Raw genomic sequence first — 23,324 nt, 5'->3', positions numbered from 1 at the left:
GCCGCCGCCCGTGGGGTCGGGCGCAACCAGAGGGGAGGGGGCGCCGCTCACGCACGCCCCGCGGGGTTCGGGACTGCGGGAACGGTCAGGCCGCGTTCGCGGGCGCGCTGGCGGGCCTCGGCCACGCGCTTGGCGGCGGCGCCGGGCTCCCAGATTTGGAAGGAGGGGCCACGGCCGACGAAGGAAATAGCCTCCTTGAGGCCGGCATGGGCGACCACCTCGTCGGCCAGCATCACGCGCCCGTCGCCGTCCGGGCGCATCGGATAGGCGTCGGCGAAAAGGCTGAGCGCGAGGTCGTCATGCTCTTCCGAGAAGACCTCCAGCCGGTCCAACCCGCCGGCCATGGTCTCGAAGGTCGTCAGCGGCCAGGCCTCGATGCAGGGATCGGTGTGGGAGAGGCGAAGAACCAGGTCCGGGGAACCCATGCGCTCCAACGCGGCGCGGAAGGAGGCCGGGACGGAAACCCGCCCCTTGCGATCCAGCTTGCCCGTGAAGGTGCCCATGAAGTGGGTCATCCGCTGGACGTCCGCCCCCTCGCGGTCGCACCGGGCGATCTAGTGGTTCCCCTCCATCAAGTGGCCGGCGAGGCCCCCCGACCCCACCGGCTCACCCGACCACCCGCTAGCCCCTCGCCCCCCTCAGGTCCGGGCCCTTGCGGGATGAGTTGGGATAACATGGGCGGACGTGGGCCAACAAGCGCGATTACGCTGGCGTGACCGAGTGTTGCCATGAAGCAACGCTTGGCAAGGCCGACCAATTCAATAGGTTATACGGTGTTCTTGTGTGGCTGAGCCAGGAGAATGCCAGACGGCCTGTAAGCCGGGTTCTGTCGGTCCTTGCGGACCGGGCGACCATTCCTCTGGAGTCCCTGTCGCCAGGGACTTCTCGCGGCCAACCCGGATGGCGGGGCGGAAAAGCCCCTGGCGACGCGCACGAGGCACTCGCCGGCCATCCCTATTCGGCCTTGCTCCCGGTGGGGTTTACCGTGCCGCCCCTGTCGCCAGGGGCGCGGTGGGCTCTTACCCCACCGTTTCACCCTTACCTGCGGGCCTTTCGGCAACGCAGGCGGTCTCTTCTCTGTGGCACTATCCCTGGGGTCGCCCCCGCCGGCCGTTAGCCGGCACCGTCTTTCCGTGGAGCCCGGACTTTCCTCCACCGCTCCCGAAGGTCACCCCCCGAGAACTGGCAGCGGTCGCCCGGCCGTCTGGCGTGCCGGGTATGCGACTCGAGGGGGAGAGGGTCAATAGATCGCCCGCACGCGCCGGCCACGAGGCTGTCGCGCCCTATGCGGAACTGGATACATCCGGGCAGACCTTCGGGTTCCTCTTCCCGGTCAGGCCCTGCTCGGTCGCGAGGACCGCCTTTCAGACGCCCTCGGCCAGGGCGGCCACGGCCTCCAGCCGCGCGAGGGTCCCGGCATCAGGGCGCCCGCCGCACTCCTCCTGCCGCCAGTGCCGCTGGAAGGCCACCAGCGCCGGCTCTGGCCGCGCGGGATCGACGGGATAGCCGATCCGCCGCAGCAGCCCGACCGCCCGCTCCATGCCGCCGGGCACCTCCGAGATGTCGCCGCCCTCCACCCCCTCCGGCCAGAGCCCAATGCCGAGCGAGGCCAGGCCCTGCCAGTCGAACAGCTCGCCCGGGTCGCGCTTGCGGTCTGGCGCCACGTCGCTGTGCGCGACCACGTTGCGCGCGGGGATCGGGTGCCGCGCGAGGATCTCGAGGCAGAGATCGGCCACCGCCGCCATCTGCAGCGCGGGGAAGTGGCGATAGCCGCAGGAATGGCCAGGGTTCACCACCTCGATCCCGATGCTCCGCCCGTTCAGCAGCTCGTGCCCCCGCCAGTGCGAAACCCCCGCGTGGAAGGCCCGCCGCTCCTCGGGCACGAGGCGGAAGACCTGCCCGTCCTCCTCCACCACGTAGTGCGAGGAGACCTTCGCCGCAGGGTCGCGCAGCCGGGCAATCGCCGCGGCGCCACTCTCCATGTCCGTGTAGTGAAGGATGAGCGTGTCGATCGGCACGCCGGGCGGGCGATCGTCCTGGTTGGGGCTGGGGAGGTCACGGATCGCGGGCTGGCCCTCGCTCGGCACCAGCGGCAGCACGGCGCCGCCACGGGCCCGCGCGCCGGGCGCGCCGGGAAGGGGCCCGCGCCGGGCGGTCACGCCACGCCCCTTCGGCCGTGCGCTCCCACCGCGAGCGCAGGGCGGCGGTTCAAAGCTTGCGCTCCCGCTTGATGCGGTCCCAGGCCGCGTTGATCTCGGCCACCTTCCCGGCGGCCCGCCGCACGACCTCCGCCGGCAGGCCGCGCGCGGTCATGCTGTCCGGATGGTTCTCCCGCATCAGCGCCTTCCATGTGTCGCGAAGCTGCTGGTCCGTCGCATTCCGGGGCAAGCCGAGCACGGCATAGGGGTCGGGCCCCTCCGTCTCCAGTCGTGCACCGGGACTCGGGCGGCCGAGCCGCGCGCGGTCCCAGGCGGCGGCGTCCAGCCCCATGCGCGCGTGCAGCATGCCGAGGAAGGCAAGCTCCGCCCGGTTCGCCGGCCCGTCGGCCTCCGCGATCCGGAACAGGGCGGCCAGCACGTCCTCCAGCACGCCCCGTTCCTCGGCGAAGGCGGCGCCCAGCCGCTCGGCATAGGGTTCAGCCCCCTCGGCCTGGTCGCGCGCCCGGTCGAAGAGCTGTGCCACCTCCCGCATGTTCTCGGGCGGAATGTGGAAGGCGCGCTTGAAGGCGTCGATCTCAGAGCGCTTCACCGGCCCGTCGCATTTCGCGAGCTTCGCCGAGAGCACGACGACGGAGATGGCGAAAAGGCTCTCGCGCGAGCCCAGCATGGCCGCGATCCGCGCGCCGTCCAGGCCGGGAATGCCGCGGCCGACCGTGCCTTCGTCCGCCGCGTGGCCAAGCGCGCTGCCCAGGATCGCGCCCGCCGGTCCGCCCATCGCGAAGCCCACCGCGCCGCCGATGATCTTGCCCCAGAAGCCCATCGAAATCCCATGCCCGGCCCAGGCGGAGTTCGTCCACCGGGACATTCCAGCCTATGCCCGTAAATCCGTCATTCCGGAAGCGCGGCAGGGGCGCGCGGGTTCCTTGCCGCCCGGCGCCGTGTCGAGCATGTTCCAGGGCTGGGAATCGCGGGGTTCCACGCCATGCGGAGGGTCATTGCCACCAAACGGGACCAGCGGGCGAGGGCTGCGCGCCGCCGCCTTCCCAACCGGCCCGCGCGGACGGCGCCGGGGCTGACATGCGCCCGCGGCTTCTTCTCGCCCTCGGCATCCTCCTCCCGGCTGCCCTCCTCGGCGCCCTCTGGGCGGCACCGCTCTTCACGGATTGGACCGCGCGGCGGGACCAGCTGGCGGAGCTTGCTTCCGCCCGGCTCGGCCGGCCCGTCACCTTGCACGGCCCGGTGCGGCTCCGCCTTCTGCCCCGCCCGGTGGTCGAGGCGGAGGGCGTCAGCCTAGGCCCTTCCGAGGATCCCGCGGGCGACACCCTCGCCTTCTCCGCCAGCGCGCTCCGCCTGCGCCTGGATGGTGCCGCGCTCCTGCTCGGCCGCATCGCGCCGCGGGAGGTCGCCCTCGTCGGCGCGGAGCTGCGTCTCCCTTGGCCGCCCGCGGACGCCGCCGGACTGCCGACCGGCCTCTCCGCCCTTTCGGCCGAGCTGGTGGACAGCCGCCTCGTCCTCGGCAACCTCCGCCTGGATGCCATCCAGGCCCGCCTAACCGCCGGCGACGCCGCGCGCGGGCTGCGCGCGGAGGGGCGCTTCGCCTGGGGCGGCCTGGAATGGCGCTTCGAAGCCGGGCTCGGCCGCCCGGGCTTCGACGGCATCACCCCCATCGACCTGACCCTCTCCATGGGCGACGCCTCGCTCTCCGCCCGCGGCGTGCTCACCCCCGACGGCACGGTGGAGGGAAGCGTCGAGACCGCGGGGTCGGACCTCTCCCTGCTTGTCCCAGGCCCGCCCGGCCCCTTCCGCGCCCGCGGGCGCCTGACCGTCTCGCCCGAACTCGTCGCCGCCGATGACCTCACCATGGACATCGGCGGCAGCCCGGCGCGCGGCGCGATCGCGCTCCGCCTTCTGCCCGAGGCGCGGCTGGACGCGGCGCTGCAGGCCAGCCGGCTCGACCTCGATGCCTGGCTCGGCGCGCTCCGCCAGCGGCCGAGCACGCTGCCGCTGGGGCTCGACCTCTCGGCCGAGGCAGCCACTTTCCGGGGCGTGCCCCTCCGCCGCCTGCGCGCCGCCGCCTTCCGCGAGGCGGCGGCGGGGGAGGGCGCCCCGGGCCGCATCACCCTCAGCGACGTTTCCGCCCTCCTGCCCGGCGGCACCATGGCCGAGCTGAACGGCGCCACGGCCGGGGAGCGGCTGGAGGCGGCGCTGCGCTTCTCCGGCACCGACCTGCGTGCGACCATAGACGCCCTCGGCGCCGCGCTTGGCCTCGGCACGGACTGGATCGCCCCAGCCCGCCTCCGCAGCGGGGAGGGCCGCGCCCGGCTTGTGGTGGAGCCCGGCTCCGTCGCGGTGCCCGAGCTGACCGCGACGATCGACGGCGCCCGCGTCTCCGGCGCCGGCGTGCTGCGCCACGGTCCACGGCCCGCCCTCGGTCTCGGCCTGAACCTCGACACGCTGGACCTGGAGGGTTGGCTCCGCCCCGGCCTCGACTGGCCCACCGCCAGCCGGTTGCTCGGTGGCATCGACGCCAACCTGCGCCTGGCCGCCGAGCGCGCCCGCGCGGGGAACGTGACGCTGGAGCGCGCCTCACTCGATGCCGCGCTGGAGAACGGCCGCCTGACGCTCCGCCGCCTCGCGGGGCGTCTCGCGGGCGGGGATCTCGCCGTTTCCGGCAATGCGCTCCTGGGCACCGCCCCCCGCCTCTCCGACGCGACGGTCGAGCTGGCTGCCCCCAATACCCGCGCCCTCGCCTCCCTGCTGCCGCCGCGCTGGGCCCTCGGCGCGGCGCTGACCGACCAGCCGCTGACGCTGCGGGGAACCCTCAACGGCACACCCGAGGCGCTCGCGCTGCAACTCGGCGCGGATCTCGGCGAGGCGAGGCTGGAGGCTGCCGGCACCCTCGATCTTCCGGGCAGGAAGGGCGGCGGCAGCCTTACCCTGCGCCATCCCGGCGCCCCGCGCTTCCTCGCCGACGCCCTCGGCATCCATCTCGGCGAGTGGATCGGCCAGGGCTCGCTCTCCCTCGTCGCAAGCCTCGGCGTGGGGCCGCAGGGGGCCGCGGCGGAGCGCTTCGACCTCGTCGCCGGTGCCCTGCGCGCCAGCGGCGCCCTCTCCCTCGCGCTCGACGGCCCGCTGCCGAGGCTAACCGGGCGGGTCGCGGCCGAAACCATCCTTCTCCCGGCCGTCGCCTGGTCCAGCCGGGCGCCACTGCCTTTCCTAGCCCTGCGCGGGGCAGAGGGCGAACTGGGGATTTCGATCGCGCAACTCGATCCGGCGGGGCTCCCGGCGCTCGCCGACCTGCGCGGGCGCCTCCGCCTGGCCGGCGGCGTCCTCTCCCTGGAGGAGGCGGAAGCCGCGCTGGGAACCGGCACGCTGCGCGGTAGCGCCAGCCTCGACGCCTCCCGGGAGGTGCCGCGCGCGACGCTTTCCGCCACCCTCCGCGGAGCAAGCATCAACGGGCCAGTGCTGGGCCTGCCGATCGACGTCCTGACCGGCGACGCAGATGCGGAGGCCCGTCTGGAGGCGACCGGCAGCAGCCTTGCCGCCCTGGTCGCCACCCTCTCCGGCAATGCCTCGCTCGCCGTCCGCCGCGGAGTACTAACCGGGCTCGACGCCGCCGCCGCCGGCCGCGCGGCCGCGACCGGCGACGAACCCGCGCTCCGCACCGCCCTCTCCTCAGGGGCGACGGGCTTCGACAGGCTCACTCTCCGCACCACCCTCTCCGCCGGCCGCGCGAGCCTCGCGGAGGGTACCGCCACGGGCGAGGGCGTGGCCCTGACCCTCCGCGGCGACCTCGACCTGCCCCGCGCCGCCATCGACCTCCTGGCCACCGAGGCGCCCGAGGGCCCCGTGCCGCCCGTCGGCATCCGCCTGACCGGCCCCATCGCCGACCCGCGCCGCCTTCCCGACCTCACGCCCTGGCAGATCTGGCGGGCGCAGCGCTAGAATCGGTTACCGACCTGGCGGGAGGGCAGGAGGCAAGCCGCTTCTCTCAAGCCCCGATGCAGGCCGCCAGCTCCTCCGGGGTTCCCTTCGGGAATGCCTCCTTCAGATGGTCGAGGAAGGCGGAGACGCGCGCGCTCAGCAGCCGCTTGGACGGGTAGAGCGTCCATAGGGAGATCTCGGGCACGTCCGCCTCGCCCCAATGGACCAGTCTCCCGGCGGCGAGATCGTGGGTCACGAGAGAAACCGGAAGGCGCCCGGCACCGACACCCGCCCTGACCGCATCCCGCACCATGACGAGCGACGACAGGCCCAGGACGGCACGGATCGCGATGCTGGATGGGCCCTCTGGCGTCGTCACGCCCCAGGCCGCGATCTCGTCGCCCGCCCCGCGCACCACGGCCGGGACAGTCGAACCGTCCTGCGGCCGGGCTAGCGCCGGGCTCGCCACGACGACCAGCCGGTCACGCAGGAAAACCCGCCCGACGAGGCTTTCGTCCGGATCCGGGTTCACGCGGATAACGAGGTCGTACCCCTCCTCCACCATATCGACGGTCCGGTCCTCGGTCGTGACCTCAAGGCGCACCTCCGGATGCTTAAGGGCGAAACCCGCCGCCAGCTTTCCCATCGCGGTCTGTGAGAAGAGCAGCGGCGCGCTGACCCGCAAGCGGCCCCGCGGCCTGTCCACGCCGGAAGCGATGGCCGCGGCCGCCTCGTCGAGTTCGGTGAGCAAGGCCCCCGTGCGCTCGTAGAGCGCCCGCCCCTCCTGCGTCAGCTTCAGGTTGCGCCCGCCGCGCTCGAAAAGCCGCAGGTCGAGGCTGCCTTCCAACTCCGCGACCCGGCGGGACAGCGTTGCTTTCGGGCGCCCGGCAGCCCGTGCCGCGCGTCCGAAGCCCTCGTGTCGGGCGACGAGGTTGAAGTCGGCAAGGGCGAGCAGGTCCATGTGTTCCACCAGAGAGACGCGGTGTTCAGATTTAGCGGCTATCGGTTCGCGGGTGGATCACTGATTTTGGGGAAGCCACATGGCATCCCCTTCAGGAGTGATCCTCATGACCATCCTCGTTACCGGCGCGACCGGCACCGTCGGCCGCCAAGTCGTCGAACAACTCGTCGGCCGCGGCGCCGACGTGCGAGCGCTCGTCCGCGACCCCGGGAAGGCGAACCTCCCGGCCGGTGTTGCCCTCGCGCAGGGCGACCTGCTCGACGTCGATTCCCTGCGCGGCGCCCTCACGGGCGTTTCGACCCTCTTCCTCCTCAACGCCGTCGTGCCGGACGAACTCTCGCAGGCGCTGATCGCGCTCAATCTCGCCCGTGAGGCGGGCATCGAGCGGATCGTCTATCTCTCCGTCATCCACAGCGACCTCTACGTGAACGTGCCGCATTTCGCGGGCAAGTTCGCCGTGGAGCGGATGATCGAGCGGATGGGCTTCAGCGCCACCATCCTGCGGCCCGCCTACTTCATGGGCAACGACCTCATGATCAAGGACGTCGTGCTCGGGCACGGCGTCTACCCCATGCCGATCGGCAGCAAGGGGCTTGCGATGATCGACGCCCGCGACATCGGCGAGATCGCCGCGCTCGAACTGATCCGCCGTGAGCGCTCCGCCACGCCGCTCCCGATCAACCGGATCAATCTCATCGGCCCGGAGACGCTGACCGGCACGCGCATCGCCGCCATCTGGTCGGAGGTGCTGGCGCGGCCGGTCGCCTATGGCGGCGATGACACCGCTGCCTTCGAGCGGAACCTCCGGAACGTCATGCCGGGCTGGATGGCCTTCGACATGCGCCTGATGGCGGAGCGCTTCCTCACCGATGGAATGCTGCCGGAGACCGGCGATATCGAGCGCCTGACCGCGCTCCTCGGCCGTCCCTTGCGCTCCTACCGCGACTTCGCCGCCGCCGTCGCGGCCTCCGCCTAGCGGCCGCGCGGCAACCCGCACCCGAGGAGGGAAACATCACCATGATTTATTCGACTGCCACCGTTCCGGTGAACCCGGACGGCAAGACTGCGCTGACCCGTGCGCAGGCATGGGAAGGGCTGGTCCTCAAGGCCCGCGACGCCCGCCTGTTCCTTCCGCCCGGCCTCTGCACCCGATGCGAAGTCGTGGAGAGGAGCGCGACGCACATCGTGCGCGAGGCCACGATCGCGGGCGAGAACCTGCGCGAGATCATCGCCTTCGAGCCGGGCAGCAAGGTCACGTTCTTCCAGGCAACGGGCCCGCGCGAGGGTGCCATCGTCAACGAGTTGTTCGAGGACGAGGCCGGCGCGCTCCAGCTCCGCTTCTACTGCCTCCTCGGCCTGCGTGGCAGGGAGCCGAACGGCCCGGAGGAGGGAGCCGAGCAGGCGCAGTTCGATAGCGATCGGGGCTACCGGGCCGCCCTGCTGTCCACGTTGAAGCGCACCCGCGAGCTGGTGGCCGAGGGCCGGATCTGACCGCGGCGGGAAACCCGGACGACGGGATCCTTCCCCCGGGGGAAGCTCCCGCGTTCCAAGGAGGCATCGATGAACGATACAGCACGACATGAATTCCAGTCCGCCCCGTCGAGGATCCTGGTCCTCGGGGCAACCGGCGGTACTGGCCGCCTGATCGTCCGCCAGGCCATCGAGCGAGGAGCCGACGTCGTCGCCCTCGTGCGCTCACCCGAGAGGGCGCGCGGCCTGGAGGGGGCCAGGCTGGTCGTCGGGGATGCCCGCGACGAGGCGGTGCTGCGCGGAGCCCTCGCGGGGCGCGACGCCGTCGTCAGTGCCTTGGGCACGCCGGCCAGCCCCTTCCGGGAGGTGACGCTCCTCTCGACGGCGACGCGCGCCCTCGTGGGCGCGATGAAGGCTGAGGGGGTGGCCCGGCTTGTCCTCATCACCGGGATAGGTGCCGGGGACAGCGCCGGGCATGGCGGTTTCCTCTTCGACCGCCTCCTCTTCCCGCTCCTGCTGCGCCATGTGTACGCCGACAAAAACCGCCAGGAGGCCATCCTGCGGGAGAGCGGGCTCGACTGGGTCATCGTCCGGCCGGCCATCCTGACCGACAAGCCCGGCCGCGGGGCGGTTCGCGCCTTCGCGGATCTCTCCAGCTTTCGTGGGGGATCGGTGTCGCGGGAGGACGTCGCGCGATTTGCTCTCGACCAGCTGCGCGCCGACACCTGGCTGCACCGGGCTCCGCTCATCGCGTGGTGAGCTCGGCCTCTCGGATCAATCCGCGGTTCTCCAGGTGGGAGCCCGCGCTCCGCCCTGCAGCGGCTGCTTCGAACAGCCGCCGTGGGCAGGGAGCAGAGCGCGACAGATGCAGGCCCCTCAGCCCCCTTAACGGCAGGCCAGCGCCAGCACCCGCAGCGCCGAGGCCAGCGGCAGCGAGGGATCGTCCCGAGCCGCGTCCGCGGCCATCACCACCCGCAGCAGCGGCTCGCCTCGCCGCACCGCCTCGGCTTCCAGCACCGCCCAGAACTCCGGTTCCAGCGCGACGGAGGTGCGATGGCCCGCGAGGGTGAAGGAGCGTTTGACGAGATGCCCCGCCATCAATCTCTAGCCACGGGCCCTAGCCACCGGCCAGGCTCGCCCCCGGCCGCGTCATCTCCTCCGGCCGCACCCAGCGGTCGAAATCCTCGGGCTTCACGTGCCCGAGCTTCTTGGCAGCGTCGCGCAGCGTCAGGTTCTCGGCCAGCGCCTTCTTCCCGATCTGCACGGCCTTGTCGTAGCCGATCTTCGGGTTCAGTGCCGTCACCAGCATGAGGGACTTCGCCAGGTTCTCGGCGATGCGGTCATGCGCGGGTTCCAGCTTCTCCACCATGTTGTGGGCGAAGCTCTCCGCCACGTCGCCGAGCAGTACGGCCGATTGCAGCACGGCCTGAATGATGACGGGCTTGAAGACGTTCAGCTCCAGATGGCCCTGCGTGCCGGCGATGGTCACGGTGGTGGTGTTCCCCATCACCTGGGCGGCCACCATCGTCATCGCCTCGGACTGCGTCGGGTTCGTCTTGCCCGGCATGATGGAGGAGGAGAGCCCATCCGCCGGGATCACCAGCTCCGCGAACCCCGCGCGCGGGCCGGAACCGAGCAGTCGCACGTCGTTCGCGATCTTGTTGAGCGAGGCCGCCACACTGTTCATCGCCCCCTGGAGCGCGACGAAGGCGTCATGCGCCCCCATCCCGACGAAGGGGTTCGGGTGGGCACTAAAGGACAGGCCAGTCAGCGCCGCCATCCGCTCCGCGAAGGTCTTCGCGAAATCCGGGTGGGTGTTCAGCCCCGTGCCCGCCGCCGTGCCGCCCTGGGGCAGGGCCAGGAGGTCCGGCAGCGCCGCCTTCACCCGCGCGATGCCCGCCTCCACCATCATCGCCCAAGCCCGGAACTCCTGGCCGAGCGTCACCGGAACCGCGTCCATCAGATGGGTGCGGCCGAGCTTCACGATCCCGTCCCACTCCTCCGCGCGCTTCGCCAGCGCCGCCTGGAGCACCTCCAGCCCGGGGATCAGCCGCTTCGTCACCGCCTCGGCGGCCGCGACATGCATGACGGTCGGAAAGCTGTCGTTGGAGGACTGGCCGCGGTTCACGTGGTCGTTCGGATGCACCGGCTTCCGGCTGCCGAGCGGCTGGCCCAGCATCTGGTTGGCGCGGTTCGAGATGACCTCGTTCGCGTTCATGTTCGTCTGGGTGCCGGAGCCCGTCTGCCAGACCGGCAGGGGGAAGTCGGCGTCCCGCTGGTTCGCGGCCACCTCCTTCGCGGCGGCGATCACCGGGTCCGCGATCTCGGCCGGCAGCTCGCCCAGAGCCTTGTTGGCCTCGGCCGCCGCCTGCTTCTGCAGGCCCACCGCGCGGATGAGGGTGGGCGGGAAGTGCTCCGACCCGATGCGGAAAAGGCGCCGGGCCCTTTCCGTCTGCGGTCCCCATAGGCGGCCGGCCTCAATCTCGATCGTGCCGAGGGAGTCGGTTTCGGTGCGGGTGGCTTGGGCGTCTGACATGCCCCGCAAATAGGGGCGGGCGCCCCCGGCCTCCAACCCGCCCGCAGGACTTCCCGCGCCCACGTGATCAGGCTGCGATCAGTGCCAGCCGTCCACCCGCGCCCAGCGCTCCAACGGCTGCCCAGCCGCGTCCACCACGTCATAGGCGCCGTAGCCGCCGGCGGCGGTGATGCAGGCGTGGTTGGGATAGACCCGTACCCGGCTCCCTACCGGCAGCCGCTCGAACCAGGAGGGATCCGGCACCGGCACTGTCCCGTGCTCCTGGTGGACGATTGTGACATGCAGCGGCAGGGCCGCGCCGGTCCCGGCCTCCGCCACCCGCCCATAGGCTGTTTCCGGCGCGAAGGCGTTGGCGGTGATATCCTTCGACAGCGCGAGCGCCCCGGCATCGAGGATCAGTGCCCCCGCCGCCCGGTTGTGCCCGATCACGGTCGAGAGGACGGAGAGCGCCAGGTCGTCCCAGTTGCACATGCCCCGCGACATCTGCGCGAGGTCCCAGAAGAGCGACACGCCCGCCCGCACCTCCGTCACACCCTGGAGGTGCCGCGCGTGCAGCAGGGTAGGCGTGGAGCCGACCGAGACGACCGGCGCAGGCATCTCCGCTGCTCGGATGGCCTCCGCCGCGGCCACGGCGGCCGCACGCTCCTCCTCCGCGATCTCGGCGACCCGCGCGGGATCGGCCGAGCCGTAGGAATGGCCGCCATGGGTCATTACCCCCGCCAGCCGCAGGTGGCGCGACCCGTGGATGGCCCGCGCGACCGCGACGGCCTTCTCGGGCGGCACCCCGGCCCGGTGCTCCCCACAATCCACCTCGACCAGCACCTCATGCGCGGCCCCGGCGGCGGCGTCCAGCAGCGCCGCCATCTCCGGACTGTCCACCACCAGCAGCAGGCGCGTGCCGTGGGCGCGGGTCAGCGCCTCCGCCCGCGGCAGCCGCGCCGGGATGGCCGTCGCGGCCAGGAGGATGTCCGAGGAGGCCCCGGCTTCCGCCAGCGCCTCTGCCTCCTTCATCGTGGAGACCGTCGCCGGGCCCGCCGCCCCGCCATGGGAGATGAGCGCCACCTCCACCGACTTCGCGGTCTTGAAGTGCGGACGGAAGGCCACGCCCAGCGCCTCGGCCCGCGCCCGCAGCCGCGCCGCATTCGCCTCCAGCCGCGCCCGGTCGAGCAGCAGCCGCGGGGTGTCCGCCGCGTCCATCAGAGCGAGACGTCGCCGTAGGAGGAGATCTCGATCAGGTTCCCGTCGGGGTCGCGGCAATAGACGGAGTTGATGGTGCCGAGCGCCCCTGCCTTCTCCACCGGACCCAGCTCGATGGTGATCCCGCACTCCGTGAGATGCGAGACCACGTCCTCGGCCGGCATGGTCACGATGAAGCACAGGTCGTTGCCGCCGGGCGCGGAGCCCTTGCCGGTGAACCAGTCCTCCTGCGTCGCCTCGCGCGGCCGCAGGTTGATCTTCTGTCCGCCGAAGCGCAGCGCCGTGCGGTTCTGCGGCCCGAAGCTCTCCATCTCCATGCCCAGGACGCGCTGGTACCAGTTCGCGCTGGTCTCCACGTCGTTGCAGGTGATCACGAGGTGGTCCAGGCGGTCCACGGCGAAGCGCATCGGTTTTGTCCTCAGGCTGTTTTCAGGGGGTCGCGGGGCGAAGTCGCGCGGTCGCCTCGATTTCGATCCGCATGGCATCGGTCTGCAACCCCGCATGGATCAGCGTGGAGGCGGGGCGGCTCTCGCCGAAGTGGCGGCGCAGCACGGGCCAGCAGGGCTCCCAGTCCGCGCGGTCGGGCACGATGAACAGCAGGCGCACCACGTCGTCGAGCGTCGCGCCGGCCTCGGCCAGGGCCTGGGCGATGTTCCGCAGCGCCTGCTCGCACTGGGCCGCCACGTCGTCCTCGATGGTCATCGTGGCGTAGTCGTAGCCGGTGGTACCGGAGACGAAGACGGTATCCCCGTCCACCACGGCCCGGGAGTAGCCAATCTCGCGCTCGAAACGGGATCCGGAGGAGATCAGGCGGCGCATGGTCGGAACCTGGGCCAGGGGTTGGCGCCGCCCGGCACGGCCGGCGCGGTGCCGCTAGTGGCAGGGAGGGGGCAGGCCGGTCAATGGTGCCCCCACGGCAAAGGGTGATCCCACACCATGCCGGCGAGCGGAATGTTGCGGTTTTGTGCCGCGCTGGGGATGTGATAGCGGGGGCGCCCACCCGGGAAAGAAAGATGCCCTCGCCTGACCACGGCCACTCCAGCCTCGAGCGGGAGAGGCAGCGGCTTGCCGCCCTGTTACGCTACGACATCCTGGATACGCCGCGGGAGGAGGATTTCGACGATATCGTCGCCATCGCCTCCGAGGTCTGCGGCGCCCCGATCGCGCTCGTGAGCCTAGTCGATGCCGACCGCCAGTGGTTCAAGGCCGAGCACGGCCTCGGCTTGGACGCGACGCCGCTGGAGGGCGCCTTCTGCCACCACAGCTTTCCGGAGAAGGACCTGCTGGTGGTGCCCGACGCCACGCGCGACCCGCGCTTCCGGGACAGCCCGCTGGTGACGGGGCCGGTGGGCATCCGCTTCTACGCCGGCGCGCCGCTGGTCACGCCGGACGGCTTCGCGCTCGGCACCGTCTGCGTGATCGACACGAAGCCGCGCGAGCTGACCGATGCCCAGGCCCGCACACTTCGTGCTCTGGCCCGGCAGGTAATGACGCTGCTGGAGTTGCGCCGGGCTCTCCGCCGCGGCTACGCGCACGAGGCGGAACTCGCCGAGGCTCAGGCGTTGCAGCAGGTGCTGATCAACGAGCTGGCGCACCGCACGAAGAACAACCTGGCGATGGTCCAGGCCATTGTCGGCCAGACCTTGCGCGGCGCCGGCTCCGTCGCCGAGGTGCGCACCGCCATCGCGGCTCGCCTGCGGGCGCTCGGCGGCGCCATGGACGCCCTGGTGCAGACGAGCTGGGCGGGCGCGGACCTCGGCGAGCTGGCCCGCGGCATCCTGCCGCTCTGCGACCCCAACCTGCTCGGCCGCGTCAGGCTGGAAGGGCCGGCGCTGAAGCTCGGGGCGCGGGCGACCCTCGCCCTGACGCTCGCCTTCCACGAGCTGGCGACGAACGCGATGAAGTACGGCGCCCTCTCCGTGCCGGAAGGCCGCGTCGGCCTCTCCTGGGAATGCTTGGCGGAGCCCGGCCCAAGCCGCCTGCGGTTGCGCTGGGCCGAGACGGGGGGCCCGCCTGTCGCGCGCCCGGGCCGCACCGGCTTCGGCACCCGGCTGATCCGGGACAACCTCGCCGCCGCGACCGAGGGCGCCGTGACCCTCGACTACCGCCCCGAGGGTTTCACCTTCACCCTCGAGGCGCCGCTAGAGGCGCTGGAACGCGGGGAGAAGCTGGCGGTCTGAGGCCGCTACTCCAGCCCGTCGTAGAAGTCGTTCCCCTTGTCATCGACCACGATGAAGGCAGGGAAGTCCTCGACCTCGATCCGCCAAACCGCCTCCATACCGAGTTCAGGGTATTCCAGAACCTCGACCTTGCGGATGCAGTCCTGCGCCAGCCGTGCCGCGGGGCCACCGACCGAGCCGAGGTAGAAGCCGCCGTTCCGCTTGCAGCTCTCCGTCACGGCCTTGGAGCGGTTGCCCTTGGCCAGCATCACCAGCGAGCCGCCGGCCGCCTGGAACTCGCCGACATAGCTGTCCATGCGCCCGGCAGTCGTCGGGCCGAAGGAGCCGGTGGCCATCCCGTCCGGCGTCTTGGCCGGACCCGCGTAATAAACGGGGTGGTCCTTGATGTAGTCCGGCAGCCCCGCGCCTGAGTCGAGCCGCTCCTTGAGCTTCGCGTGGGCGATATCGCGCGCGACCACGATGGTGCCGTTCAGCGAAACGCGGGTGGAGACCGGGTGCTTCGACAGCTCCGCCCGGATCTCCGCCATCGGCCGGTTGAGGTCGATGCGCACGACCTCGCCGGCCTCGGGCACGCCCTCGGTCTGGTCAGGCAGGAAGCGCGCGGGGTCGTGCTCCAGCTCCTCGAGGAAGACGCCCTCGGGCGTGATCTTTGCCTTGATCTGACGGTCCGCCGAGCAGGAGACGCCGATGCCGATGGGCAGGCTGGCGCCGTGCCGCGGCAGGCGGATCACCCGCACGTCGTGGCAGAAATACTTGCCGCCGAACTGCGCGCCGATCCCGAGGTTCTGCGTCAGCTTGTGCACCTCCGCCTCAAGCTCGCGGTCGCGGAAGGCGTGGCCCGCCTTGCTGCCCTTCTCAGGCAGCGTGTCGTAGTAGCGGGTGGAGGCCATCTTCACCGTCTTGAGGTTCGCCTCGGCCGAGGTACCGCCGATAACGATCGCCAGGTGATAGGGCGGGCAGGCGCTGGTCCCCAACGTCCGGATCTTTTCCTCCAGGAAGGCGAGCAGCTTCGGCTTGTTCAGCACCGCGCGCGTCTGCTGGTACAGGAAGGTCTTGTTGGCGGAACCGCCGCCCTTGAGGATGAACTGCAGGAAGAACTCGTCGGCATGGTAGTCGCCGGGCGAGGCGTAGATGTCGAACTGAACCGGCAGGTTGTTGCCGGTGTTCACCTCGTCATACATCGTCAGCGGCGCCATCTGGGAATAGCGCAGATTCGTCTCGGTATAGGTGCGGTGCACGCCGTAGGAGAGCGCCTCCTCCTCGTCGCCCTCCACCCAGACGCGCTGGCCCTTTTTGCCGAAGACGATGGCCGTGCCCGTGTCCTGGCACATCGGCAGCTTCCCGCCGGCCGCGATGTTGGCGTTCTTCAGCAGGTCGAGCGCCACGAAGCGGTCGTTCACGCTCGCCTCCGGGTCCTTCAGGATATTCGCGAGCTGCTGCAGGTGCCCCGGGCGCAGAAGGTGCGACACGTCGCGGCAGGCCTGGAAGGCAAGATGCTCGAGCGCCTCCGGCTTCACCTTCAGGATCTTCTTGCCTTCCACCTCGATGGTGGAGACGCCCGCGATGTCGAGCTTGCGATAGGGCGTCGTGTCCTCCGCCAGCGGGAACATGGGGCTGAAGAGAAAGCCCTCGCTCCGCTGGGAGACGGGAGTGCCCGCATCGGCCTCCGCACCGTCATGTGTGGCGACGGGGGTGGCCTGCGCGCTCGGCCCCTCGGGGATCGGGGGTTGCTGAACGGCGTCTACGGTGTTGGAGCTCACGGGAAGGCTCTCCGGCTTCTGGCCCGGCGCCGCCGGGCTGCACCCGACCACACGGGTCGGGACATGCTGGGGGAAGTGGTCACGTGTTAGCGCGCCCCCGGTCCCCGCGCCAGAACCGCCGGGGAGGGGGCACTGCCGCTATTCCCGGGTGGGGCGGCGGCGGAAGGCGTCCAGGCTGACGACCTGAGCAGGGGTATCGGGCTTGGCCGCGGGCGGCTCGGCCGGGGCGGGGGCCTCATCCTCCTCCTCGGACATGTCCGGCAGGGCCTCGGCCTCGCCGTCGGCCGCGCCAGTCTCGCCGAAGCGCAGCCCCACCCGCACATGCGGGTCCCAGAAGGCAACGAGGGCCGCGAAGGGGATGACCAGCGTGGAGGCGACCCCCCCGAAGGAGAGGCCAACGGAAACCTTTGCCTCCGCCCGGTCCACCTTCAGGTCCCAGAACTGGTGCTGCAGGACGATTGTCATCTCCTGCGGATAGCGGGCCTTGAGGTGCCCCGGCACCCTCGTCTCCGGGTGGTCGGTGCGGAAGGTGAGATAGAAGTGGTGCTCCCCCGGCAGGCCGTTCCTCGCCGCGAACTCGAGGGCACGCAGCGCGACGTTCCGCATGGCCTCCTCGGTCCATCGGTCGTAGGGCAGCAGGCTCTCGGGGGGCGGCGCTTGCTCGCTCATGCGCAGGTCATGTCCAAGTCAGGTCGGAGGCATTCGCCCCTACATAGGACATCGCCCCACCCGGGCATAGGAGAGGGGCGAACTGAGGCGGACGGGCTTGAAGGTGGGGGGATTCTGTTGCCCCGTTCCCCCCGGACGGCGCTTACCTATCTCTAGGCAGCGAGCGCCACAGCCTCGCGGCTGTTATCGTTGGCACTTGTGATTTAGCCCGATAACGGCGGTACAATGCCGGGCAAAAGACACGTCTTTACCGCGCGCGTCGAGCCTGTTTCGCCCCCATGCTCCCCCCAAGGATCCAACGGATCCCCGGAACCCGCTGATAAGGCGGGGAAGAGATGGTGGAGGCGCCGGGTACTGCCCCCGGGTCCGCAACGCTTATTCCACGAGCCGTTTATCGCCATAGCCGCCCGAAGGAGGCCCGACCTATATAGCGCATCCCTCCGCTGATTGCGAGGGGTCACCAGCCGCGCGCGGGCGCTACCCAGAGGGCACCCGCAAGGCTAAACCCCCGTCCCGAGGCAGGGGGTACCGATGGAACTGACAGAGACCCAGCGGCAGGAGCTGGCCGAGGCCGAGGCGCAGCGCCACGAGACGCGCCGCCCCGTCTCCCCCGGCCTGGAGGCGATGCTCTTCCGCCCGCTCGCCGTCCTCGACCACGGCTTCGTCCGCGTGGTGGACTACATGGGCGACGATTCCGCCGTCGTTCAGGCCGCCCGCGTCTCCTACGGCCGCGGCACCAAGGCAGCGAACGAAGACCGCGGCCTCATCCGCTACCTCATGCGCCACCGCCACTCCACGCCCTTCGAGATGTGCGAGATCAAGTACCACGTGAAGCTGCCGATCTTCGTGGCAAGGCAGTGGATCCGCCACCGCATGGCGAACATCAACGAGTACTCCGCCCGCTACTCCATCCTCGACCGCGAGTTCTACCTGCCCGCCCCGGAACAGCTCGCCGCGCAATCCGCCGTGAACCGTCAGGGCCGCGGCGCCGTGCTGGAGGGCGACGAGGCCGCCCGCGTGCTCGACCTCCTGCGCGAGGACGCGACGCGGAACTACGACCACTACCTCGAGATGCTGAACGAGGACGCCGAGGGCCGCGTGATCGAGGAGGGCCGCACCGGCCTCGCGCGCGAGCTGGCACGGATGAACCTCACGCTCAACGCCTATACCCAGTGGTACTGGAAGGCGGACCTGCACAACCTGCTGAACTTCCTCGCGCTCCGCGCCGACGCCCACGCGCAGTACGAGATCCGCGTCTATGCCGACGCCATGCTGGACACCGTGAAGGCCTGGGTGCCGCTGGTGCACGAAGCCTTCTGCGACTACCGCCAAGGTGCCGTCACCCTCTCCTCCCAGATGCTCGGCGTGGTGCGCGCCATGGTCGCTGGCGGGAACCCCGCGCAGGAGGGCAGCGGCCTCTCCAAGCGCGAGTGGCGGGAGCTGATGGCCATCCTCGGCCGCGAGGACTGACGCCGCCGCGATGGCCAAGGCCCCGAACAGGCCCGACCCGGCGGCAGGCGGTCCCTCGCCCCGGCGCGCCAAGCCCGCGGCGCCGCGCAAGGCGGCCCCCCGCGGCGCCGGCAAGGCCGCCTTCAAGGCGGGGATGGCGGGGCGTGCCTGGGGCGGCGGCCCCTCCTGGCTGGCGGTGATCGTCATCGTCCTCGCCGCCCTCGTCATCCTGCCGATCGCCGCGGCGGTGCTGGGCGATGTCTGGGCCGTGGTGCTCGGGGCGCTGATCGGCGGCTTCGCCCTCGGCCGCGCCACCGCCCGCTAAGCACCCGCCGCAGCCCTGGCCTTCCGCCGGCCCGCGCCACCGACGCCCTCCCGGTGCGTTCTGTGGGGTGGAACACAGAGGAGGCCGGCATGGCAGGGTTCGAGGGCAAGGTCGTGATCGTCACCGGGGCGGGCTCCGGTATTGGGGAAGCCACCGCCCGGCGCTTCTCCACCGGCGGCTACGCCGTGGTGCTGGCTGGCCGTACGGAAGAGAAGCTCGTCCGCGTCGCCGCCGGCCTGCCGGAGGAGCGCACCCTGACGGTCACCACCGACGTGTCGGACGAGGACCAGGCCATCTTCCTCATCAACCGCACGCTGGAGCGCTTCAGCCGGCTGGACGTGCTCGTGAACAACGCCGGCACCATCGTCACCGGCCCGCTGGCCGAGGCGAAGACCTCCGACTGGCGCAAGGTCATGGGCACGGACCTCGACGGCGTCTTCTTTCTCTCCCGCGCCGCCATCCCGCACCTGGTCTCCACCGGGGGCTGCATCGTCAACACCTCCTCCGTTTCTGGCCTCGGCGGGGACTGGGACATGGCGATCTACAACGCGGCCAAGGGCGCAGTGACGAACCTTACCCGCGCGCTCGCCCTCGAACTCGGCCGCCACGGCGTGCGCGTGAACGCCGTGGCCCCGAGCCTGACCGCCAGCGATATGACGAAGGACATGCTGGGCGACGAGAAGCTGATGTCCAAGTTCGCCGAGCGCATCCCCCTGGGCCGCGCCGCCGACCCCCAGGAGATCGCCGACGTCATCGCCTTCCTCGCAAGCCCCGATGCCCGCTTCGTCACCGGCGTGAACCTGCCCGTGGACGGTGGCCTCTCCGCCTCCAACGGCCAGCCCCCGCAGGCCTAAGCGGGGCCGCGCTTGCCAGGCGGGGCACGCCCCGCCTGAATGGCCCCATGCCCGTCACCGTCTTCGGCTCCGTCAACGCCGACCTCACCTTCCCGGTGCCCATCCTGCCGGCACCGGGCCACACGGTGCTCGGCGGCGCATGGCGGGCCTCGCCGGGTGGGAAGGGCGCCAATCAGGCCGTCGCCGCCGCGCGGGACGGGGCGGCCGTGCGCTTCGCGGGCGCCACCGGCCGCGACGCGATGGCGGCGACCGCCACGGCCGCCCTGCGCGGGGCGAGGGTGGACCTTTCCGCCCTGGTCGAGACCGAGGCCCCCACCGGTGCCGCCTGCATCCTCGTGGACGAGGCGGGGCGCAACCAGATCGCGGTCTCACCCGGCGCGAACCTTCTCGCCCGCGCCGCCCAGGTGCCGGACCTCGCCGCCGGGGAAATCGTGCTGATGCAGATGGAGGTCCCTGCGGAGGAGGTCGCGACCCTCGTGCACCGCGCCCGCGCGGCCGGGGCGCGGCCGATCCTGAACCTCGCCCCCGCCGCGCCGATCGACCCCGCCGCCCTGCGCGCGCTGGACCTGCTGGTCGTGAACGAGCACGAGGCCGCCTGGCTCGCGGCCCGGCTGGGCACCGCCGGCACCGCGCCGGAGTTGCACGCCGCGCTGGGCATCCCCGTCGCCGTCACGCTCGGCGAGCGCGGTGCCGAGGCCGCCAGCCCGATCGGCGACTGGCGCATCGCCGCCCTGGCCGCCGCCCGCGTGCTGGACACGACCGGCGCGGGCGACTGCTGGTGCGGCGTGCTCGCCGCCGCCCTCTCGCGGGGCACCCCGCTGGAGGCAGCCATGCACCGCGCGGCGGCCGCGGCCTCCATCGCCGTCTCCCGGCCCGGTGCCGCCGAAGCCATGCCGACAGCCGCCGAAACTGGCGCGCGCCTCGCCGCCTGAGTGCCGCTTCTCCTTTCGGCCGCGCACCAGCCCCGGCTGAGCCTTGCCACCTCCGCGCCCACCGGTCCTAAGATGACCTGCCTCAGCCGGGAGCCGCCCGTCCATGTTCCTCCGCCCCGCCCTTCAGCTTCCAGGCCGACCGCGCCTCGTCGCCGACGCCCCGGCCACCTCCCGCCGCGGCTTTCTCGCGGCCTGTGCCTGCGCCTGCGCGCTCCCGGCCGTGCTCTCCTCGGGCGCCAAGGCCCAGATGCCGCCGCCCAGCAGCATCGCTCCGGCGCCCGCCCGGCCGCTCCACGCGGCGCTCGATGAATCCGCCCGCGCCATCGAGGGGCGGATGATCGCCTGGCGCCGCGACATCCATCAGAACCCGGAACTCGGCAACCAGGAGGTCCGCACCTCCGCGATGGTGGCCGCGCATCTCCGCACCCTCGGCTACACCGTGCGGGACAAGGTCGCCGTCACCGGCCTCGTCGCGACCCTGAAGGGGGAGGGCGGCCCCGGCCCCACCCTCGCGCTGCGCGCCGACATGGACGCCCTGCCAGTGCCGGAGGAGGTGGACCTCCCCTTCGCCTCCCGCGCCAAGACCATGTGGGGCGGCCAGGAGGTGGGCGTCATGCACGCCTGCGGCCACGACTGCCACACGGCCATCCTGATGGCGACCGCCGAGGTGCTCGCCCGTCACCGCGCTGACCTCCGCGGCACCGTCGTCCTCGTCTTCCAGCCCGCCGAGGAGAACCTGCCGGACGGCGAGATCGGCGGCGCCCGCCGCATGCTGGACGAGGGCGCCTTCAACGATCCCAAGCCCGACGCCGTCTTCGGCCTGCACGTCGTCAGCGGCCTGACCGCCGGGACGCTCGGCTACCGCCCCGGCCCCGCGGCCGCCAGCGCGGACGAGTTCACCATCACCGTCCACGGCCGCCAGACGCACGGCGCGCGCCCCTGGGGCGGCGTGGACCCGATCGTCATCGGCGCACAGATCATCTCGGCGCTGCAGACCATCCAGAGCCGCCAGGTGGACAGCGGCGCCTCGCCCTCCGTCCTCACCGTCGGCCAGTTCCACGGCGGCAACCGCAGCAACATCATCCCTGACCGCGCGACGATGAACGGCACGCTCCGCACCTACGACGAGGAGCGCCGCCAGTTCATCATGCGCCGCGTGAAGGAGGTGTCGGAAAGCATCGCCCAGGGCATGGACGGCCGCGCGGAGGTCTCCTGGCTGCCCAACGGCTATCCCTCCATGGCGAACGACCCCGCGCTCACCCAGCGCATGGCGCCGAGCCTCGCCCGGGTAGCGGGAGAGGGCGCGCTGCGGATGATGCCGCCCGGCCTCGCCGCCGAGGACTTCGCCTATTTCTCCCGCACGGTGCCGGGCGTCTTCTTCAACGTCGGCGTCACCGCACCGGGCCTCGACCCCCGGCAGGTGCCCACCAACCACTCGCCGCGCTTCCGCGTTGACGAGTCCGGCCTGCTGCCGGGGTTGCGCGCCATGCTGCACATGGTCGCGGACTACACTGGCAGCGGAGTCGCCTAGCCTCCTTCGGCAAGGCCCACATCGACGGGCCTTGCCGACACGGCTTCAACCTATTGAACGGACCTCGGGCCACGATGCCCGAGGCGTGGTTTGTCCGGCGCGGGCCGAGACTGACCTCCCGCCCCGAGGACGCATGGACGCTTACTCTATCTGGCCCTTCTTCGCCTGCATGGGCCTGTTGTTCGCCTTTGCGGCATCGCCGGCCCTCGCCATGGCCGATACGCCGCCCGGACAGGGTTCCAACCGCTTGGCGGCACTGGACGGCCTGCGGGCCTTCGCCGCGTTCGCCGTCGTGTTCCATCACGCAATCTACTATCGCACCTTCCTGTCAGATAGGGAGTGGGGCGGGCCCGCTGTGCCGGGCTTCTACACGTTGCTCGGCCATGCAGGCGTCGCGATCTTCTTCATGGTCACCGGCTACCTGTTCTGGTCACGCCTGCTCAGGGAATCGGGAAAGCCGGCTTGGCTGCCGCTCTACCTCGGCCGCATCTTCCGGATCGTTCCACTCTATCTGCTCGCCGTGGGCGTGATGCTGGGCGTCGTCTTCCTTGAGACGGGCGACGGGCTCAACGTGCCGCTCGCGGTCCTCGTGACGCAGGTCGCGCGCTGGTTCGCCTTCGATTTCCTTGGGTCGCCGGATGTGAACGGCTATCCCAACACCTCGCTCCTGCTCGCCGGCGTGGTCTGGACCTTGCGCTACGAGTGGATCTTCTACCTTCTCCTCCCGTTGGCTGCCCTGGCTGCGCGGGACCGGCGCATGCACCTGCCCGCCATCTCCCTCGCCCTCGCGGTCTGCCTGGCATGGCTGGTGCTGAACCCTACGCACTGGCGAAAGATCGAGGTGGTCTGCCCCACCCTGTTCCTCGTGGGCATGGCCTGCGCGTCGCTCCACAGGCTTGACCTGAGGCCGCGGCTTCCGGACGGGCTGGCCTCCTGCGCGGTGCTGCTTCTTCTTGCCATGACCTTCGCCGGCTTCTCCTCCGCCTACGACGTGGGCCCGATCATCCTGCTCGGCTTCGCCTTCTACCTGATCGCCTCCGGATGCACGGTCTTCGGCCTTCTCACCTCGAGGCCGGCCCGCCGCCTCGGCGACGTCAGCTACAGCATCTACCTTCTCCAGGGCCTCGTCCTGGCAGCGGTGCTCCGGCCCGCGCCCATGCGGGACATCGCGCTCGGCTCCCCACTCGGTTACTGGGCGCTGCTGCTGCTCTGCACGCTCCTGCTGGTCGCCGTCTCGACCGTGACCTACGCGCTGGTCGAGCGGCCCGGCATTGCCCTCGGCCGCCGCGTTGTCGCATCGCTGCCGAAGCGCCCGGCCGAGGAAGGCCGCGCGGCGCCCGCCGCGCGGTCCTGAACGGGCGGCGCCACGAGGCCGCC

General features: G+C 71.5%; 22 protein-coding genes and 2 other RNA genes. 11 read left to right on the top strand and 13 right to left on the bottom strand.

Features of this window, described 5'->3' with window-relative positions:
• Positions 1-47: 47 nt before the first annotated feature.
• The 4 genes from mraZ to D9599_RS01520 all read right to left on the bottom strand — a co-directional run bounded on the left by mraZ (position 48) and on the right by D9599_RS01520 (position 2,979).
• Entirely contained in the window at positions 48-515 is a 468-nt protein-coding gene (mraZ, locus tag D9599_RS01535; protein WP_198379427.1) for a division/cell wall cluster transcriptional repressor MraZ, read from the bottom strand.
• 284 nt (positions 516-799) lie between these two features.
• An RNA gene (gene rnpB / locus D9599_RS01530) (RNase P RNA component class A) lies at positions 800-1,208 on the bottom strand.
• A 156-nt stretch (positions 1,209-1,364) separates the two neighbouring features.
• Positions 1,365-2,087 (bottom strand): N-acetylmuramoyl-L-alanine amidase, encoded by a 723-nt coding sequence (locus D9599_RS01525; protein ID WP_309228511.1) that lies wholly within the window; start codon positions 2,085-2,087, stop codon positions 1,365-1,367.
• Between the two features lie 121 nt (positions 2,088-2,208).
• The gene (locus D9599_RS01520) at positions 2,209-2,979 is read right to left on the bottom strand and encodes a TerB family tellurite resistance protein (protein ID WP_198379583.1); all 771 of its coding nucleotides are present in this window, start codon (positions 2,977-2,979) and stop codon (positions 2,209-2,211) included.
• A gap of 257 nt (positions 2,980-3,236) precedes the next feature.
• Here D9599_RS01520 and D9599_RS01515 point away from each other — a divergent pair, with 257 nt between their 5' ends.
• Positions 3,237-6,104 (top strand): AsmA family protein, encoded by a 2,868-nt coding sequence (locus D9599_RS01515; protein WP_198379426.1) that lies wholly within the window; start codon positions 3,237-3,239, stop codon positions 6,102-6,104.
• A gap of 46 nt (positions 6,105-6,150) precedes the next feature.
• Here D9599_RS01515 and D9599_RS01510 read toward each other — a convergent pair whose 3' ends face one another.
• Positions 6,151-7,044, bottom strand: a complete 894-nt coding sequence (locus D9599_RS01510; protein WP_198379425.1) for a LysR family transcriptional regulator — start codon at positions 7,042-7,044, stop codon at positions 6,151-6,153.
• A 106-nt stretch (positions 7,045-7,150) separates the two neighbouring features.
• Between D9599_RS01510 and D9599_RS01505 the strand changes: the two genes are divergently transcribed.
• The 3 genes from D9599_RS01505 (at position 7,151) to D9599_RS01495 (ending at position 9,273) form a co-directional block, all read left to right on the top strand.
• A complete protein-coding gene (locus tag D9599_RS01505) occupies positions 7,151-8,020 on the top strand; it encodes an SDR family oxidoreductase (protein WP_198379424.1) in 870 nt (289 codons plus the stop codon).
• Positions 8,021-8,061: 41 nt separating this feature from the next.
• Positions 8,062-8,535, top strand: a complete 474-nt coding sequence (locus D9599_RS01500; protein WP_198379423.1) for an AtaL-like protein — start codon at positions 8,062-8,064, stop codon at positions 8,533-8,535.
• Positions 8,536-8,604: 69 nt separating this feature from the next.
• Positions 8,605-9,273, top strand: a complete 669-nt coding sequence (locus D9599_RS01495; RefSeq protein ID WP_198379422.1) for an NAD(P)-dependent oxidoreductase — start codon at positions 8,605-8,607, stop codon at positions 9,271-9,273.
• A 126-nt stretch (positions 9,274-9,399) separates the two neighbouring features.
• On the opposite strand, the gene D9599_RS01490 is transcribed toward D9599_RS01495, so the two are convergent.
• The 5 genes from D9599_RS01490 to D9599_RS01470 all read right to left on the bottom strand — a co-directional run bounded on the left by D9599_RS01490 (position 9,400) and on the right by D9599_RS01470 (position 13,066).
• Positions 9,400-9,612, bottom strand: coding sequence for a ribbon-helix-helix domain-containing protein (locus tag D9599_RS01490; RefSeq protein ID WP_198379421.1), 213 nt, complete (start codon positions 9,610-9,612; stop codon positions 9,400-9,402).
• A gap of 19 nt (positions 9,613-9,631) precedes the next feature.
• Positions 9,632-11,050: a lyase family protein gene (locus D9599_RS01485; protein WP_198379420.1), complete on the bottom strand. Its 1,419-nt coding sequence runs from the start codon at positions 11,048-11,050 to the stop codon at positions 9,632-9,634.
• A 78-nt stretch (positions 11,051-11,128) separates the two neighbouring features.
• Positions 11,129-12,247 (bottom strand): alanine racemase, encoded by a 1,119-nt coding sequence (locus D9599_RS01480; protein ID WP_198379419.1) that lies wholly within the window; start codon positions 12,245-12,247, stop codon positions 11,129-11,131.
• On the bottom strand, positions 12,247-12,654 hold the full coding sequence (locus D9599_RS01475; protein WP_198379418.1) for a VOC family protein: 408 nt from the start codon (positions 12,652-12,654) through the stop codon (positions 12,247-12,249). The genes D9599_RS01480 and D9599_RS01475 overlap by 1 nt, the downstream gene beginning before the upstream one ends.
• Positions 12,655-12,676: 22 nt before the next feature.
• Positions 12,677-13,066: a RidA family protein gene (locus tag D9599_RS01470; RefSeq protein WP_198379417.1), complete on the bottom strand. Its 390-nt coding sequence runs from the start codon at positions 13,064-13,066 to the stop codon at positions 12,677-12,679.
• A 194-nt stretch (positions 13,067-13,260) separates the two neighbouring features.
• On the opposite strand from D9599_RS01470, the gene D9599_RS01465 reads away from it, so the two are divergent.
• Positions 13,261-14,427: an HWE histidine kinase domain-containing protein gene (locus tag D9599_RS01465; RefSeq protein ID WP_198379416.1), complete on the top strand. Its 1,167-nt coding sequence runs from the start codon at positions 13,261-13,263 to the stop codon at positions 14,425-14,427.
• A gap of 5 nt (positions 14,428-14,432) precedes the next feature.
• On the opposite strand, the gene D9599_RS01460 is transcribed toward D9599_RS01465, so the two are convergent.
• From D9599_RS01460 to ssrA, 3 genes are all read right to left on the bottom strand, one after another.
• Positions 14,433-16,037: a fumarate hydratase gene (locus tag D9599_RS01460; protein WP_198379582.1), complete on the bottom strand. Its 1,605-nt coding sequence runs from the start codon at positions 16,035-16,037 to the stop codon at positions 14,433-14,435.
• Between the two features lie 288 nt (positions 16,038-16,325).
• On the bottom strand, positions 16,326-16,856 hold the full coding sequence (locus D9599_RS01455) for an SspB family protein (protein ID WP_198379415.1): 531 nt from the start codon (positions 16,854-16,856) through the stop codon (positions 16,326-16,328).
• A 102-nt stretch (positions 16,857-16,958) separates the two neighbouring features.
• Positions 16,959-17,313: a transfer-messenger RNA gene (ssrA, locus tag D9599_RS01450) on the bottom strand.
• A 74-nt stretch (positions 17,314-17,387) separates the two neighbouring features.
• Here ssrA and thyX point away from each other — a divergent pair.
• From thyX to D9599_RS01420, 6 genes are all read left to right on the top strand, one after another.
• On the top strand, positions 17,388-18,326 hold the full coding sequence (gene thyX / locus D9599_RS01445) for an FAD-dependent thymidylate synthase (protein WP_198379414.1): 939 nt from the start codon (positions 17,388-17,390) through the stop codon (positions 18,324-18,326).
• A 10-nt stretch (positions 18,327-18,336) separates the two neighbouring features.
• Positions 18,337-18,630, top strand: coding sequence for a hypothetical protein (locus D9599_RS01440; protein ID WP_198379413.1), 294 nt, complete (start codon positions 18,337-18,339; stop codon positions 18,628-18,630).
• 89 nt (positions 18,631-18,719) lie between these two features.
• The gene (locus D9599_RS01435) at positions 18,720-19,484 is read left to right on the top strand and encodes an SDR family NAD(P)-dependent oxidoreductase (RefSeq protein WP_198379412.1); all 765 of its coding nucleotides are present in this window, start codon (positions 18,720-18,722) and stop codon (positions 19,482-19,484) included.
• A gap of 47 nt (positions 19,485-19,531) precedes the next feature.
• Complete coding sequence (locus D9599_RS01430) at positions 19,532-20,416, top strand: PfkB family carbohydrate kinase (protein WP_198379411.1); 885 nt, start codon at positions 19,532-19,534, stop codon at positions 20,414-20,416.
• 103 nt (positions 20,417-20,519) lie between these two features.
• Positions 20,520-21,947, top strand: coding sequence for an amidohydrolase (locus D9599_RS01425; RefSeq protein WP_198379410.1), 1,428 nt, complete (start codon positions 20,520-20,522; stop codon positions 21,945-21,947).
• 133 nt (positions 21,948-22,080) lie between these two features.
• Entirely contained in the window at positions 22,081-23,301 is a 1,221-nt protein-coding gene (locus D9599_RS01420; RefSeq protein ID WP_198379409.1) for an acyltransferase, read from the top strand.
• The last annotated feature ends 23 nt before the right edge of the window (positions 23,302-23,324 follow it).

It is taken from the genome of Roseomonas sp. KE2513 (assembly GCF_016107305.1).
Taxonomy (GTDB): domain Bacteria; phylum Pseudomonadota; class Alphaproteobacteria; order Acetobacterales; family Acetobacteraceae; genus Roseomonas.
The sequence above is the reverse complement of the archived record's forward strand: the minus strand, read 5'-3'. Positions and strand labels throughout refer to the sequence as shown.

Bases quoted from the DNA above. Each gene is read 5' to 3' on its own strand.
- D9599_RS01495 (WP_198379422.1), top strand. From the start codon at position 8,605: ATGAACGATACAGCACGACATGAATTCCAGTCCGCCCCGTCGAGGATC.
- D9599_RS01435 (WP_198379412.1), top strand. From the start codon at position 18,720: ATGGCAGGGTTCGAGGGCAAGGTCGTGATCGTCACCGGGGCGGGCTCC.
- D9599_RS01465 (WP_198379416.1), top strand. From the start codon at position 13,261: ATGCCCTCGCCTGACCACGGCCACTCCAGCCTCGAGCGGGAGAGGCAG.
- D9599_RS01515 (WP_198379426.1), top strand. From the start codon at position 3,237: ATGCGCCCGCGGCTTCTTCTCGCCCTCGGCATCCTCCTCCCGGCTGCC.
- D9599_RS01485 (WP_198379420.1), bottom strand. From the start codon at position 11,050: ATGTCAGACGCCCAAGCCACCCGCACCGAAACCGACTCCCTCGGCACG.
- D9599_RS01500 (WP_198379423.1), top strand. From the start codon at position 8,062: ATGATTTATTCGACTGCCACCGTTCCGGTGAACCCGGACGGCAAGACT.
- mraZ (WP_198379427.1), bottom strand. From the start codon at position 515: ATGACCCACTTCATGGGCACCTTCACGGGCAAGCTGGATCGCAAGGGG.
- D9599_RS01475 (WP_198379418.1), bottom strand. From the start codon at position 12,654: ATGCGCTTCGCCGTGGACCGCCTGGACCACCTCGTGATCACCTGCAAC.
- D9599_RS01420 (WP_198379409.1), top strand. From the start codon at position 22,081: ATGGACGCTTACTCTATCTGGCCCTTCTTCGCCTGCATGGGCCTGTTG.
- D9599_RS01460 (WP_198379582.1), bottom strand. From the start codon at position 16,037: ATGTTCCCGCTGGCGGAGGACACGACGCCCTATCGCAAGCTCGACATC.
- D9599_RS01440 (WP_198379413.1), top strand. From the start codon at position 18,337: ATGGCCAAGGCCCCGAACAGGCCCGACCCGGCGGCAGGCGGTCCCTCG.
- D9599_RS01505 (WP_198379424.1), top strand. From the start codon at position 7,151: ATGACCATCCTCGTTACCGGCGCGACCGGCACCGTCGGCCGCCAAGTC.
- D9599_RS01455 (WP_198379415.1), bottom strand. From the start codon at position 16,856: ATGAGCGAGCAAGCGCCGCCCCCCGAGAGCCTGCTGCCCTACGACCGA.
- D9599_RS01470 (WP_198379417.1), bottom strand. From the start codon at position 13,066: ATGCGCCGCCTGATCTCCTCCGGATCCCGTTTCGAGCGCGAGATTGGC.
- D9599_RS01480 (WP_198379419.1), bottom strand. From the start codon at position 12,247: ATGGACGCGGCGGACACCCCGCGGCTGCTGCTCGACCGGGCGCGGCTG.
- D9599_RS01520 (WP_198379583.1), bottom strand. From the start codon at position 2,979: ATGGGCTTCTGGGGCAAGATCATCGGCGGCGCGGTGGGCTTCGCGATG.
- D9599_RS01425 (WP_198379410.1), top strand. From the start codon at position 20,520: ATGTTCCTCCGCCCCGCCCTTCAGCTTCCAGGCCGACCGCGCCTCGTC.
- D9599_RS01490 (WP_198379421.1), bottom strand. From the start codon at position 9,612: ATGGCGGGGCATCTCGTCAAACGCTCCTTCACCCTCGCGGGCCATCGC.
- D9599_RS01430 (WP_198379411.1), top strand. From the start codon at position 19,532: ATGCCCGTCACCGTCTTCGGCTCCGTCAACGCCGACCTCACCTTCCCG.
- thyX (WP_198379414.1), top strand. From the start codon at position 17,388: ATGGAACTGACAGAGACCCAGCGGCAGGAGCTGGCCGAGGCCGAGGCG.
- D9599_RS01510 (WP_198379425.1), bottom strand. From the start codon at position 7,044: ATGGACCTGCTCGCCCTTGCCGACTTCAACCTCGTCGCCCGACACGAG.